The 12664-nt window shown below is 72.2% G+C and carries 12 protein-coding genes and 2 tRNA genes; 8 read left to right on the forward strand and 6 right to left on the reverse strand.

From position 1 onward, the window contains the following. The first annotated feature begins 57 nt into the window (after positions 1 to 57). From ACFQTY_RS01135 to ACFQTY_RS01150, 4 genes are all read left to right on the forward strand, one after another. Positions 58 to 1110, forward strand: coding sequence for a DUF3566 domain-containing protein (locus tag ACFQTY_RS01135; protein ID WP_378096069.1), 1053 nt, complete (start codon positions 58 to 60; stop codon positions 1108 to 1110). Positions 1111 to 1198: 88 nt separating this feature from the next. Then, positions 1199 to 1272, forward strand: a tRNA-Ile gene (locus ACFQTY_RS01140). A gap of 15 nt (positions 1273 to 1287) precedes the next feature. Then, positions 1288 to 1407 carry a DLW-39 family protein gene (locus ACFQTY_RS01145; protein ID WP_263731002.1) on the forward strand — a complete coding sequence of 40 codons (120 nt, stop codon included), beginning with the start codon at positions 1288 to 1290 and terminating at the stop codon, positions 1405 to 1407. Between the two features lie 37 nt (positions 1408 to 1444). Continuing rightward, a tRNA-Ala gene (locus tag ACFQTY_RS01150) sits at positions 1445 to 1517 on the forward strand. A 33-nt stretch (positions 1518 to 1550) separates the two neighbouring features. Here the strand turns inward: ACFQTY_RS01150 and ACFQTY_RS01155 are convergent. The 3 genes from ACFQTY_RS01155 to ACFQTY_RS01165 all read right to left on the reverse strand — a co-directional run bounded on the left by ACFQTY_RS01155 (position 1551) and on the right by ACFQTY_RS01165 (position 5216). Beyond that, positions 1551 to 3116, reverse strand: coding sequence for a sugar ABC transporter ATP-binding protein (locus ACFQTY_RS01155; protein WP_378096072.1), 1566 nt, complete (start codon positions 3114 to 3116; stop codon positions 1551 to 1553). A 95-nt stretch (positions 3117 to 3211) separates the two neighbouring features. Then, on the reverse strand, positions 3212 to 3994 hold the full coding sequence (locus tag ACFQTY_RS01160) for a DeoR/GlpR family DNA-binding transcription regulator (RefSeq protein ID WP_378096075.1): 783 nt from the start codon (positions 3992 to 3994) through the stop codon (positions 3212 to 3214). 142 nt (positions 3995 to 4136) lie between these two features. Then, positions 4137 to 5216, reverse strand: coding sequence for a DeoR family transcriptional regulator (locus ACFQTY_RS01165; protein WP_378096078.1), 1080 nt, complete (start codon positions 5214 to 5216; stop codon positions 4137 to 4139). A gap of 361 nt (positions 5217 to 5577) precedes the next feature. Between ACFQTY_RS01165 and ACFQTY_RS01170 the strand changes: the two genes are divergently transcribed. The 4 genes from ACFQTY_RS01170 (at position 5578) to ACFQTY_RS01185 (ending at position 10331) form a co-directional block, all read left to right on the forward strand. Further along, positions 5578 to 6660, forward strand: coding sequence for an ABC transporter substrate-binding protein (locus tag ACFQTY_RS01170; RefSeq protein ID WP_378096081.1), 1083 nt, complete (start codon positions 5578 to 5580; stop codon positions 6658 to 6660). Positions 6661 to 6761: 101 nt separating this feature from the next. Beyond that, complete coding sequence (locus ACFQTY_RS01175; protein WP_291760219.1) at positions 6762 to 8318, forward strand: sugar ABC transporter ATP-binding protein; 1557 nt, start codon at positions 6762 to 6764, stop codon at positions 8316 to 8318. Then, entirely contained in the window at positions 8311 to 9288 is a 978-nt protein-coding gene (locus ACFQTY_RS01180) for an ABC transporter permease (RefSeq protein WP_378096084.1), read from the forward strand. Before ACFQTY_RS01175 ends, ACFQTY_RS01180 begins: the two co-directional genes overlap by 8 nt. Beyond that, entirely contained in the window at positions 9285 to 10331 is a 1047-nt protein-coding gene (locus tag ACFQTY_RS01185; protein ID WP_378096087.1) for an ABC transporter permease, read from the forward strand. The genes ACFQTY_RS01180 and ACFQTY_RS01185 overlap by 4 nt, the downstream gene beginning before the upstream one ends. A 17-nt stretch (positions 10332 to 10348) precedes the next feature. On the opposite strand, the gene ACFQTY_RS01190 is transcribed toward ACFQTY_RS01185, so the two are convergent. The 3 genes from ACFQTY_RS01190 to ACFQTY_RS01200 form a co-directional block, all read right to left on the reverse strand. Continuing rightward, positions 10349 to 10924, reverse strand: coding sequence for a hypothetical protein (locus tag ACFQTY_RS01190; RefSeq protein WP_291760209.1), 576 nt, complete (start codon positions 10922 to 10924; stop codon positions 10349 to 10351). A gap of 76 nt (positions 10925 to 11000) precedes the next feature. Then, positions 11001 to 11663: a GNAT family N-acetyltransferase gene (locus tag ACFQTY_RS01195; protein WP_378096090.1), complete on the reverse strand. Its 663-nt coding sequence runs from the start codon at positions 11661 to 11663 to the stop codon at positions 11001 to 11003. A gap of 168 nt (positions 11664 to 11831) precedes the next feature. Then, on the reverse strand, positions 11832 to 12656 hold the full coding sequence (locus tag ACFQTY_RS01200; protein WP_378096094.1) for a hypothetical protein: 825 nt from the start codon (positions 12654 to 12656) through the stop codon (positions 11832 to 11834). Positions 12657 to 12664 lie beyond the last annotated feature (8 nt).

Below are 12664 nucleotides of genomic sequence, written 5' to 3' on the forward strand. Positions count from 1 at the left end.
GGTGACGTCCGGACCGTCCGGGGGGTTCCTGGCCAGGGCGGACCGGCTGACGACACCATGCGCGTCGAGACCGGTGCGCGGGCGTCGGCTGCCGTGCCCGGCACGACGGACGGTGGCCTGCCGGTGAGCGTGCCGCCGACCCGGACGCCGCGGCCCGTGACGCGGCCGGTCAGCGGCGAGACCGCCCGGCCGGCCGGCATGCGCGGGTCCCGCACCAACCCGCGCACCACGCGGGTCACCGGACCGGTCAGCCAGGACCCGGCCTCCGTCGCGTCGGTGACGGACGGCGACCGGGCGGCGAGCGCTCCGGTCTCCCGCGCGGACGCACCCGAACGGCGTCAGGCCGCGACGGACGCGCACCCCCCGGCGGGATCGGAGGCACCGTCCTCGCAGGACGGCGGCCCCGTGACGGCCACCGCCGGGGCTGCCGTGGTCGGCGTCGCCGCGGCCTCGGCCGCTGGTCCGAAGGAGGGCGCCGCAGCTCCCGAGGGCGATGCCACGACGGGTCCGCAGGACGAGGCCCCCTCGCCGTCGCCGCTGCTCGAGGCCGTCGACCGTTCGACCGTCTGGCTGAAGAAGACGGCGGGTGTCGCTGGTGCGGGCTTGAGCGCCGCGTACGCTTCGTTGACACGCCCTCGGCCCCAGGAAGAGCCCATGACCGCCAACCCGACCGCTCCCGCCGCGTCCGCGCGGCCGGCACCGGTACCCCCGCCGCACCCGGTGTCCGGGCGCGCGCCTGCACCGGGCGCACCTCGGCGGGTACGGCTGGCGATCTCCCGGCTGGACCCGTGGTCGGTGATGAAGCTGTCGCTGCTGCTGTCCTTCGCGCTCGGCATCATCCTGGTGGTGGCGACCGCGGTGGTGTGGCTCACGCTCGACGGCCTGCACGTGTTCGCCAGCATCAACGACCTGGTCAAGCAGGTGGTCGGTCCGGAGAGCGCCGTCAACGTCACCGACGTGATCAGCTTCCGCAAGGTGATCTCTGGCGCGACCCTCGTCGCGGTGATCGACGTGTTCCTGCTGACGGCGATGTCCACCATCGGCGCGTTCCTGTACAACATCGTGGCGGCGCTGGTGGGCGGCGTGCACGTCACGATGACGGACGAGTAGCCGCGGCACCGTCGCGTTTTGGGCCGGGAAGCGTCGCTGGGGTAGTCTCGACCGGCGCGCGCAGCCCGGCTCCCGGTCACCGCGCCCGGGGCCTATAGCTCAGACGGTTAGAGCGCTTCCCTGATAAGGAAGAGGTCACAGGTTCAAGTCCTGTTAGGCCCACTCGAGGAGGTACCGATGAAGAAGCTGCTGGTCCTCGCCGCCGCTGCCGCCGTCGGCTACGTCGTCTACCAGAGGTACGTGCAGGACCGCGATGAGCGGGACCTGTGGGCCGAGGTCACCGACACCTTCGAGTGACCCGCCGCGACCGGACCCTCAGCGGACCGGTCTCCCGGGGGCCATGGCGCAATTGGTAGCGCACCTGCTTTGCAAGCAGGGGGTTAGGGGTTCGAGTCCCCTTGGCTCCACCCTTCGGCCCCCACGGCCTATGACGCGCCCGGTCACTCGGGCTGCGGGTGGTCCGCGCTCTCCCCGGCGATGGCGTGGATCAGGTCCTCCTCCGTCAGGCGGTCGCCGCCCAGCACGTCGGTGACCCTGCCCTCGCGCAGCACGACGATGCGGTCCGATCCGTCGATCAGCTCCTCGGTCTCCGACGAGATGAGCAGCACCGCCAGACCGTCCGCCGCCAGGGCGTCGATGGCCACCCGCACCTCGATCTTGGCGCCGACGTCGATGCCGCGCGTCGGCTCGTCGAGGATCAGCACCTTCGGGTCGAGGCACAGCAGGCGGGCGAGCAGCACCTTCTGCTGGTTGCCGCCGGACAGCGTGCCGACCTTCTGGTCGGGGCTGGACGCCTGGATCTTCAGCTGCTTCATGAACCCGTCGACGATGGCGTCGATGCGGCCGTTCGAGATCAGGCCGGCTCGGGACAGCCGCGGCAGGGCGCCGAGGATGATGTTGTCGCGGATCGACAGGTTGGGCAGGATCCCCTCGAGCTTGCGGTCCTCCGGCAGCAGCGCGACGCCGGCCGCGATGGACGCCCCCGGTGAGCCGGTGCGGATCGGCTCACCGTCGACGGTGACCGTGCCGGAGTCGATCCGCTGCGCGCCGAGCACCGCCATGCCGGTCTCGCTGCGGCCGGCACCGAGCAGGCCGCCGAGGCCGACGATCTCGCCGGGACGCACCGTGAACGAGACGCCGTCGAGCACGCCGCGCCGCGTCAGCCCGTCCACCGTCAGCACCGGCTCCGTCAGCACCTCGTCGTCGAGCCCGTCGTTCGGCTCGGCCTCGGACCGGCGGCGCGTCTCGGCGAGCAGCTCGCGGCCGAGCATCGCCGCGACCAGCTGGAGCCGGGGCAGCTCCGCGAGCGGTCCGGTGTGCACCAGGCGCCCGTCCCGCAGCACCGTGACGGTGTCGCAGATGCGGTACAGCTCGTCGAGCCGGTGGCTGACGTAGAGCACCGCCGCACCGTCGGACGCCAGGCGGTCGATCGCGGCGAACAGGGTCTCGACCTCACGGGCCTCGAGCGACGACGTCGGCTCGTCCATGATCACCATGTCGGCGCGCGCGGCGACGGCGCGCGCCACCGCGACCATCTGCTGGGTGCCGAGGCCGAGGGAGCCGAGCGGCGCCTCGACGTCGGCATCGACCCCGTAGCGCTGCAGCACCTCGCGGGCCTGGCTGTTCATGGCCCGGAAGTCGATCAGGCCGAGGCGGGTGCGAGGCTCGCGGCCGAGGAACAGGTTGCGGGCGGCGGTGAGCGTGGGGACCAGGTTCACCTCCTGGTAGATCGTGCTGATGCCCGCGGCCTGTGCCGCACCCGGGCTGCGGAACGTCGCCGGCCGGCCGTGGTGGAGCACCTGGCCGGCGTCCGGTGCGTAGACGCCGGTGAGCACCTTGATCAACGTCGACTTGCCGGCGCCGTTCTCCCCGACCAGGGCGTGGACCTCGCCGCGGCGCAGCACCAGGTCGACGTCCTGCAGCGCCGTCACGCCGGGGAACGACTTGGTGACGGCGCGCGCCTCGAGGACGGTGGACGAGCGCGGTCCCGGGGCAGAGGCGGGCACGGCGGGCGCCTCCTTCCCCTCGTCGGGCGTGCTGGCGCCCCACACTAGGCGACCACGGTCCGGATGGGGTTCCCCGGCGGTGGACCCCAGGGTGGTCACCCGGCGTCCCGTGTGCCGGCGACGTGCACCTGGACGCCGACCGCACGCAGGGTCGCGAGAGTGCCGGCGTCGGCACCGTCGTCCGTGACGACGTGCGCGATGCGGTCGATCGGCACGCTCTGGAACGGTGCGTCGGCGCCGAGCTTCGTGTGGTCGGCGAGGACCACCACCTCCTGCGCAGCGTCGGCGACCGCCCGGTCGACACCGGCCTCCGCGAGGTCGGAGGTCGACAGTCCCCAGCCGGCGGTCAGTCCGTCGCCGGAGAGGAACGCGCGTCGCACGCGCAGGTCGGCGAACGACTGCTCGGCACCGCTGCCGACCAGGCCGTACGTCGCACCGCGCAGCGAGCCGCCCGTCATCACCACCGACACGCCGCGGGCCTGGCCGAGCACCTCGCCGACCAGCAACGAGTTGGTCACCACCGTGAGGTCCGAGGCGTCGACCAGGGTCGCGGCCAGCTGCTGGGCGGTGGTCCCTGCGCCGATCGCCACGGCGTCTCCGTCGTGCACCAAGGTGGCCGCCAGCCGCGCGATCGCCACCTGCTCCGGCCGGGCGGCCGGGTCGGGGCCCTCGGTCGACGGGTCTCCCGCCCCGGGGTCCTGCAACGCCGCCGCGCCGCCGCGGTGCCGGGCGATCAGCCCCTGCTGCTCGAGCGCGCGCAGGTCCCGACGGATGGTGACCTCGGAGGCGTCGACCGCCTGGGCCAGCTCGCGCAGGTCGGCGGTGCCATGACGGCGCACGTGCTCGAGGATCCGACGCCGCCGCTCCGTCGCGAACACGGGCTCACGGTACTGGACGGGATCGGTGCGGCAGTCGGATCGCGGCCGGAACGGTCGGGCACCGATCCCGTCCGGTCGGAAGTGGTCAGGCGCCGTGGCGGCTCAGAGGCCTCACCGTGTCGCCATCCGGGCCCGTCGCGCCTCAGGCGGTGGCGCCCGCCAGGTCGGACGGGGCGACGTGCACGTGCACGCCGCGGGACGAGAGCGACTCCAGCACCGAGGTGTCGCCGGAGGTGTCGGTGACCAGGTGGTCGATCCTGGTCACCGGCGCCACGGGGTACGTGCTCTCCACGCCGAGCTTCGTGTGGTCCGCCAGCACCACCAGCTCCTTGGCGCTGCCGACGATGGCCCGCTCCACCTCGGACACCGCGAGGTGCGTGCTGGACAGCCCGCGTTCCGTGGTCAGTCCGCCGCCCGAGACGAAGGCGCGGGTCACACGCTGACCGGCGATCCAGTGCTCCGCGGCGCTGCCGACCAGCGCGAGCGTGGAGTTGTCGAGGGAGCCGCGGGTCATCACCAGCTCGACGTTGGGCGTCCGCGCCAGCGCGCGGGCGACGAGCATCGAGTTGGTCAGCACCGTCAGCGGTGAGCGGGGCGCCAGCCTCCTGGCCAGCTCGTACACCGTGGTGCCGGCGCCCAGCATGATGGCCGTCGCGTCGCCGACCAGCGTCGCGGCGAGCGTGGCGATGGCCGACTTCGCCGTCGTCTCCGGGTCGGGCGGCGCCGTCGGCCAGGGCTCGATGATCAAGGCGTCCGGCAGCTGTGCGCCGCCGTGGGCGCGCTCGATCAGCCCCTGCCGCTCGAGCGTGACGAGGTCGCGGCGCACGGTGACCTCGGACGCGTTGACGGCCGCGGCGAGGTCGCGCAGCGAGACGACGCGGTTGGCCCGCACGTACTCGCAGATCAGGCGGCGGCGCTCGGCGCCGAACATCGTCGTGCGAGCGGGGCCGGCCGCCTCGCCGAGCACCAGCGTCTCGCCCCGCTCCGGCTGGGACGTGCCGCCCGGCTCCCGGTTCGACAGGAGTGCCCCGCCGAGCTCGCCGTCCGGCAGCAGCGCCCCGCCGTGGCTGCGGTCGAGCAGCCCTCGGCTCTCCAGCGTGGTGACGTCGCGCCGCACGGTGACCTCGGACGCGTTGACCGCCATGGCGAGGTCGCGGATCGACACCGCGCCCTGGGCGCGGACGAGCTCGAGGATCAGCTGGCGACGCTCGGCGCCGAACATGTCCCTCCTTGCCCCTCCAGGTCAGACCCGCACGATGAACCGTCAGGCTGGGACGAGCGGCCTGGTCAGCCCAAGGGTAGCGTTCGCGGGTGCTCCGGCGCTTCCGAGCCCGATCGGTCGTGGCCCCGGACGTGGCGCAGGCGAACGAGCCAGGTCACGATTTGATCACGTGATGGACGAGCAGTTGACGATCCGATCAGAACTTCGTCAATATCGATCACACACACGTTCCGCCGGCGTCGTCGCAAGGGTGCGACACCGCGGGACGTCCGCGGGTGCAGCCGGGCGTCGAAGGGGACGCCGTCCGGCCCGGCCCGCCTCGCAGGTGCTCGTTCCACCTCGTCCAAGGAGCCACACACCCATGTCGATGAAGACCTCGCGGCGCACGACCGTCACCGCACTCGCGCTGGCGGTCGGCCTCGCCGCCGCCGGATGCTCGTCGTCGTCCGCCGGATCCACCTCCGGAGGCACCGCCGCCGCTGCCGCGAACCCGACCGTCGCCTCGTCCGGCGCGGCGTCCGCGTCGGCCGACGGCTGCACGGCGAGCGCCCTCGGCTACCCGAAGATCAGCCTCAAGGGCGCCAAGGTCGGCTTCTCTCAGTCGGAGCCGGAGACCGCCGCCTTCCGCATCGCCGAGACCAAGTCGATGGTCGACGAGGCGGCCGCGCAGGGCGCCACGCTGATCAAGACGAACGCGAACAGCGAGATCGCCAAGCAGGTGACGGACATCCAGGGGATGATCAACCAGGGCGTGCAGCTGCTGATCGTGGCACCGCTGAACTCGGACGGCCTGCAGCCGGCGTTCGACGCCGCCCGCGCCAAGAAGATCCCCGTGGTCACCGTCGACCGCCTGGTGAACTCCAAGGCCTGCACCGACTACCTGACCTTCATCGGCTCCGACTTCGTGTCCCAGGGCAAGCGCGCCGCCGACGCGATGATCAAGCAGACCGGTGGCACCGGCAAGGTCGCCATCCTGCTCGGCTCGTCGGGCAACGGCGTCACCACCGACCGGACCAGCGGCTTCGTCGACGAGATCAAGACGGCGCCCGGGATCCAGGTCGTCGCGCAGCAGACCGCGAACTTCGCGCGGACCGACGGCCAGACGGTGATGGCCTCGCTGCTCCAGGCGCACCCCGACATCACGGCCGTCTACGCCGAGAACGACGAGATGGGCATCGGCGCGGAGACCGCGATCGCCGCCGCCGGCAAGACGCCCGGCAAGGACATCAAGATCGTCTCGGTCGACGGCACGCACGACGCCGTGCAGCTGCTGGTGGACGGCAAGTACAACGGCGTCATCGAGTCCAACCCGCGGTTCGGCCCGCTCGCCTTCAAGGCGCTCGCCGACTTCGAGAACGACACCCCGGTGCCCGCGAAGATCATCATCTCGAACAACGAGTACACGCCGGACAACGCCTCCGCGAACCTCTCCAAGTCGTTCTGACCCGAGCGACCCACCTGCACCCGCCGCCCGCCCGGCGCCGTCGGCCCGGACGGCGGCGGGTGCAGGATGTCCACACCCAGCACAACCAGGGAGAGCACTCGATGGCGGAGCTCACCACGGCCGGGGCGCTCCCGGTGCTGGAGGCCCGGGGCGTGAGCAAGTCCTTCCCGGGCGTCAAGGCACTCAGCGACGTCAGCATCACGGTGCGCGCCGGTGAGGTGCACGCGCTGGTCGGCGAGAACGGTGCCGGCAAGTCCACGCTGATCAAGATCCTCACCGGCGTGTACCAGTGCGACAGCGGCGAGCTGCGGCACCGCGGCGAGCCGGTGACGTTCGCGGACCCGCGGGCGGCGCAGGCGGCCGGCATCAGCACCATCTACCAGGAGCTGGACCTGGTGCCGATGCAGAGCGCGGCGCGCAACCTGTATCTCGGGCGGGAGCCGCGCACCCGGTTGCGGCTGGTCGACTTCGCCCGGATGCGGCGCGAGGCGAACGCCCTGCTCGACGACTACCAGATCCGCGCCGACGTCGACGTCCCGCTGAACACCCTGGGCCTGGGCACGCAGCAGATGATCTCGGTGGCCCGCGCCGTCGCGCTGCACGCGAACGTCGTGATCATGGACGAGCCGACCTCTTCGTTGGAGTCCCGCGAGGTGGAGACGCTGTTCGGCATCATCCGGCGGCTGCGGTCGGAGGGCGTGGCGATCGTCTACGTCAGCCACCGGCTGGACGAGCTGTACCGGATCTGCGACACGGTGTCCGTGCTGCGCGACGGCCGGCTGGTGCACACCGGGCCGATGGCGGAGCTGCCGCGGGTGCAGCTGGTCGCGACGATGCTGGGCCGGGAGCTGCAGACGGCGCTGCACCGCTCGGCGCCGGGGGGTGGCGACCGCATCGTCGCCGGCCCGCCCGTGCTGGAGCTGCGCGGGCTGACCCGTCGCAACCGCCTGCACGACGTCTCGCTCGAGGTGCACCGCGGCGAGGTCGTCGGCCTCGGCGGGCTGCTCGGTGCCGGCCGCAGCGAGACCGGCATGGCCGTGCTCGGTGCGCAGGAGCTCGACTCCGGCGCCGTGCTCGTGGAGGGCAAGCCCATCCGCACCGGGTCGCCGGGCGCGGCGATCGAGGCCGGCGTCGCGCTGCTGCCGGAGGACCGCAAGCTCGAGGGGATCCTGCCGAACCTGTCCATCCGCGACAACATCGCCATCGCGGCGCTGCCCCGGATGTCCCGCCTCGGCCTGGTGTCCGACAAGCGGATCGACCAGCTCGTCGAGCACTTCATGGCACGGCTGCACATCCGCGCCACCGGGCCGGGCCAGAAGGTCAGCACGTTGTCGGGGGGCAACCAGCAGAAGGTGATGCTCGCGCGGTGGCTGTGCCTGAGCCCGCGCGTGCTGGTGCTCGACGAGCCGACCCGCGGCATCGACGTCGGGGCGAAGTTCGAGGTGCGTCAGACGATCGACGAGCTCGCCGCGGAAGGCCTCGCGGTGCTGCTGATCTCGTCCGAGACCGAGGAGCTGGTCGACGAGAGCGACCGGATCGTGGTGCTCAAGGACGGGGCCGTCGTCGCGGTGCTCGACGGCGACGACATCAGCGAGCACGACCTGGTGCAGGCGATCGCCGCAGTCCCGTCCCCGGAGGAGGACCCCACCCGTGACTAGCCTGTCCACCGCGGTCGCCGGGACGGCGGCGAAGGCCGACCGCGCCACCGTCCTGCGCTGGACCAGGGACAACGGCGTGTACGTCGCCCTGGTGCTGATCGTCGTCTACAACGTGCTGTTCACCCCGCGCTTCATCACGTGGGACAACCTCGACGTGCAGCTGGTGCTCTGCACCCGGATCGTCGTGGTCGCCCTCGGGATGGCGATGGTGATCGGCACCGCCGGGATCGACCTGTCCGTCGGTGCCGTGATGGCCCTGTCGGGTGCACTGCTGGTGCAGTTCAGCGGGGTGCCGGGGGTCGGGGCGATCGCGCTGGCGCTGGTGATCGGCGGCCTCGTCGGGGTGCTGAACGGGTTCCTGGTCGGCGTCGTCGGGATCCAGCCGATCGTCGCGACCCTGGCGTTCCTGTTCGCGGGCCGCAGCCTGGCGCAGCTGCTGCTCGCCGGGAAGAACCCGAGCATCCACGACAAGGTGATCCTCGGCATCTCCTCCGGCCACGTGCTCGGGGTGAACGGCCTGATCATCGCGGCGCTGGTCGCGGTCGGCCTGGTGGCGTTCACCGTCCGGCGGACCAACTTCGGCCGCCAGCTGCTCGCCGTCGGGGACAACGCCCGGGCGTCGTACCTGTCCGGGGTGCCCGTGCGGCGCACGCTGATCGGCGTCTACGTGCTCAGCGGGGTGCTGGCGGCGTGGGCCGGCGTGATGGACACCGCGTCGATCACGTCCGCGAACGCCCTGTCCAGCGGCCTGAACTACGAGCTGTTCGCCATCACCGCCGTCGTGGTCGGCGGGACACCGCTGACCGGCGGACGGGTGCGGGTGGTCGGCACGGTGGCCGCCGCGATCCTCATGCAGCTGCTGCGCAGCACGCTGATCTTCCACTCGGCGACGGACGCGGTGTCCCAGATGGTCACCGCCGTCGTCATCGTCGGCGCCGTCTACATCCAGCGAGTGAGGGCACGCGCATGAGCACCACCGCACCGACGGGCGTCCCCGACGGCCCGGCCACCGCCGGCACCGGCCTGGCGGCGCGGCCCGTGGAACCCGTCGCCGCCACCGGGTCCCGCGTCGCGGCGGCGCTGCAGCGCAACGGGGTGGCGGCCTTCGCCGCGCTGGCGCTGCTGGTGCTGGTCGGCTCGGTGCTCTGGCCGAGCTTCCACACGCTGGACAACCTGCGGAACACGGTCCTGGGCAACTCGTACATCGGGATCGTCGCCATCGGCATGACCCTGGTGATCATCACCGGCGGCATCGACCTGTCGGTCGGCTCCGTCTTCGCCCTCGGCGGCGTGGTCGGGGTCTACGTGAGCAACCAGGCGGGACCGGTCGCGGCCGTGCTGGCGACGATCGTCGCGTGCGGGCTGATCGGCCTGATCAACGGCATGCTGATCGGTTACGCCCGGATGGCACCGTTCATCGTCACGCTGGCGACACTGTTCGGCGTCCGCGGGCTGGTGTACCAGCTGACCGGGGCCGGTGCCCGGACGTACTCGGTGCCGAGCGACTCGTTCTTCGCGCACCTGGGCACCGGGGTGTTCCTGACGATCGGCTACCCCGTGCTGATCGCCGTCGCGCTGTACGTGGTGTTCCACGTGGTGCTCGAGCGGACACCGTTCGGCCTGACCACCCTGGCGATCGGCGGTGGTGAGGACGCCGCCGTGCTGATGGGGCTGAAGGTGCGTCGCACCAAGGTCAGCCTCTACGTCGTCTCGGCGGCGCTCGCGGGCGTGGCCGGGATGCTGCAGGCCGCGCAGCTGGTGTCCGCCAGCCCGATCATCGCCACCGGGTACGAGCTGCAGGCGATCGCCGCGGTGGTGATCGGCGGGACGCTGCTGACCGGAGGTGCTGGGTCCCTGATCGGCACGGCCGCCGGCGTGCTGCTGCTGGGAACCATCAACGCGTTCATCCGCGAGCTGCAGCTCGACTCCACCTGGAACAACGTGGTCAGCGGCGCGTTCCTGGTCACCGTCGTGGTCGTGCAGCGGCTGCTGAACTACCGCCGGGCCGACTGAGCCGGGCGGTCCGGCGATCAGCCGCGGCGGTAAGCCGCCCCGCGCGCGGTGACGTCCGCCAGGACCTCGGGCGGGTACACGTCCTCGGGCTCCCGGGTGACCGGGCCCTCCTCGAGGGTCGCCCAGTGCCAGGTCGGCTTGACGGTCGGCTGGCCGCCCTCCAGCCCGAGGCGCAGGTCGAGCAGCACCGCGTAGCGGTAGCCGAACCGCCGCTGGATGGCCGTCGCGCGGCCGAAGTCGCCGGCGGTCGAGCCGCGGGTGGCGTGGTCGGCGGTGAGCTCGAGGATCAGCAGGTTCTCCTCCGGGCCCAGGTGGCCGCGACGGTGCACGATCAGGTCCGGGATGCGGCGGCCCTCGGAGTCCGCGTCCTCGAGGCGGACCGCCTTCTCCAGGGCCATCGCCGACCGGTCGTACTCCGCGTCGATGTCCCAGGCGTTCTCGATCATCGGCCGCAGGTACCAGCCGAGGTGGAAGGCGATGGTGCGTTCCGAGGCGCTGCTGGTGCCGCTCGATGGGGTGAACAGCGTCCACTCGTTGGCGATCGTGTTGGTCAGCGCGATGCGCACGCGTGCCTGAAGGTCTGCCAGCTGCATGGCCAGACGGTACCGCGCAGACGTCCGGCATCTGGTGGGTTGTCCACGCAGATGTCCGCAGATGGCAAAAGGACGGTCAGGAGATGCCCAGCTGCTCACGCACCGGCTCGACACCGTGCAGCGTCACGTCCGGCCGCATCCAGCCGGGCCGGGCGTCCCAGCGCTCGCGGTCCATCCGGTAGCGCCACTGCTGTGCCGCGACCCCTTCCCTCGCGACGGTCACCAGACCGTTGCGGTCGTAGCCGAGCTTGGTGGAGACGGCGTTCGAGGGGCCGTTGTCCAGGAAGGCGCCACTGGTCGCCTCGCGGGCGCCGAACCCCTCGAACAGCAGGTGGAGCATCAGCACGCGCATCCGGGTGCCGACCCCGTTGCCCTGGTGCCGCTGCCCCAACCACGAGCCGGTCTCCGCGGTGCGGGTCACCGGGAAGTGGGAGGACCTGGCCGACTGCAGGCCGATCGGCACGCCGTCGAGCAGCACCGCCAGCTCGAGGCACCACGAGTCGGCCGCCAGGGACGACCGCTGACCCCACATGTACTGGAGCACGTTGCGCGACACCGTCGCGGAGTCGCCCCGGGACCACGGGTTGGTGAACGGCATGGCGTCGGGGGCGTGGATCCCCCGGCCGGCCTCGCGGGCGACGCTCACCATCAGGTCGTCGTCCGGCCAGCGCAGCTCGAGGTCGCCGGAGACCACACGCAGGCCTGCCACCGGCCACAGCTCGGTCAGGTCCTCGTCCATCGGTCGAGGGTCGCCGCCGCCGCGCGCGCAGGTCAACCGCATTCGCGCGGAGGCCGCGCGGCCGAGCGGTGGTGGGTGGCCAGGCTGGGGACGCCGGCACGACGACGGCAGGGCCCCGGACACCCGGGACCCCGCCGTTCGTCGTGCTGCCGCCCGCGCGGCGACCGATCAGATGTCGCCCGAGGGGTTGTCCTTCTCCACGGCGTCCTCGGTCGCGTCGGCGACGTCCTCCGCCTTGTTGGCCGTGCGCCGGGTCACCTTCTTGGCCGCCTCCTCGGCAGAGGCGCGGGCCTCGTCGAGCTTCTCGGCCGCCTTGCGGGTCGCCTCGCGGCTCTTCGCGACGGCGGACCCGGCCACCTCACCCACGGCGTCGGCCGCGTCGCCCACCGCGTCGGTCACGGAGGCGCGCACGTCGTGCGTGTGGGTGTGCACCGAGTCCGCCCCGGTGCCCCCGGTCGGGTCGGTCGGCTCCCACGGCTCGGCCCAGGGGTCCACCGTGGAACGGGAGCGGAACCAGGCGGCACCGGCCGCGCCGGCGCCGACGAGCAGGCCGACCACCATGAAGGTGCTCAGGCCCTTGTGGGACTTCTTCGGCGGGGCGACGTGGACCTGCTTCTTCAGCTCCGCCGCGTTCGCCTTGGCGACCTCGGCCGCGGTGTCGGCAGCCTTGACCGCCGCCGCACCCGCCTTCTCCGCCGCCTCGTTCAGGGCGGTGACCAGGCGCGGGATCAGCTCGTCCACCAGCTTGTCGTGCGCGGTGTCGATCGCCGGCGCCGCCTTCTCGGCCGCCTTCTCCACCCGCGGTGCCGCGGCCTTGACGCTCTCGTTGTAGGCGTTCTCGAGGCGCGGAAGCAGCCAGTCGATGAAGGCCTCCACGCGAGGTGTCGTCCACTCCTTGGCGTGCACGGCGGCGCCCGTCAGCGTGGCGCCGAGGTCGGCTGCCTGCTCCTTCAGCTTGTCGGGGTCAACGTCGAGCTTGCTGTGCTTCGTCATCTGCCACT

Source organism: Cellulomonas sp. T2.31MG-18 (genome assembly GCF_964266755.1).
Lineage (GTDB): Bacteria > Actinomycetota > Actinomycetes > Actinomycetales > Cellulomonadaceae > Cellulomonas.

Excerpts from the sequence above, each read along its gene's own strand:
- ACFQTY_RS01135 (WP_378096069.1), top strand. The coding sequence starts at position 58 with ATGCGCGTCGAGACCGGTGCGCGGGCGTCGGCTGCCGTGCCCGGCACG.
- ACFQTY_RS01145 (WP_263731002.1), top strand. The coding sequence starts at position 1,288 with ATGAAGAAGCTGCTGGTCCTCGCCGCCGCTGCCGCCGTCGGCTACGTC.
- ACFQTY_RS01165 (WP_378096078.1), bottom strand. The coding sequence starts at position 5,216 with ATGTTCGGCGCCGAGCGTCGCCAGCTGATCCTCGAGCTCGTCCGCGCC.
- ACFQTY_RS01170 (WP_378096081.1), top strand. The coding sequence starts at position 5,578 with ATGTCGATGAAGACCTCGCGGCGCACGACCGTCACCGCACTCGCGCTG.
- ACFQTY_RS01175 (WP_291760219.1), top strand. The coding sequence starts at position 6,762 with ATGGCGGAGCTCACCACGGCCGGGGCGCTCCCGGTGCTGGAGGCCCGG.
- ACFQTY_RS01185 (WP_378096087.1), top strand. The coding sequence starts at position 9,285 with ATGAGCACCACCGCACCGACGGGCGTCCCCGACGGCCCGGCCACCGCC.
- ACFQTY_RS01190 (WP_291760209.1), bottom strand. The coding sequence starts at position 10,924 with ATGCAGCTGGCAGACCTTCAGGCACGCGTGCGCATCGCGCTGACCAAC.
- ACFQTY_RS01195 (WP_378096090.1), bottom strand. The coding sequence starts at position 11,663 with ATGGACGAGGACCTGACCGAGCTGTGGCCGGTGGCAGGCCTGCGTGTG.
- ACFQTY_RS01200 (WP_378096094.1), bottom strand. The coding sequence starts at position 12,656 with ATGACGAAGCACAGCAAGCTCGACGTTGACCCCGACAAGCTGAAGGAG.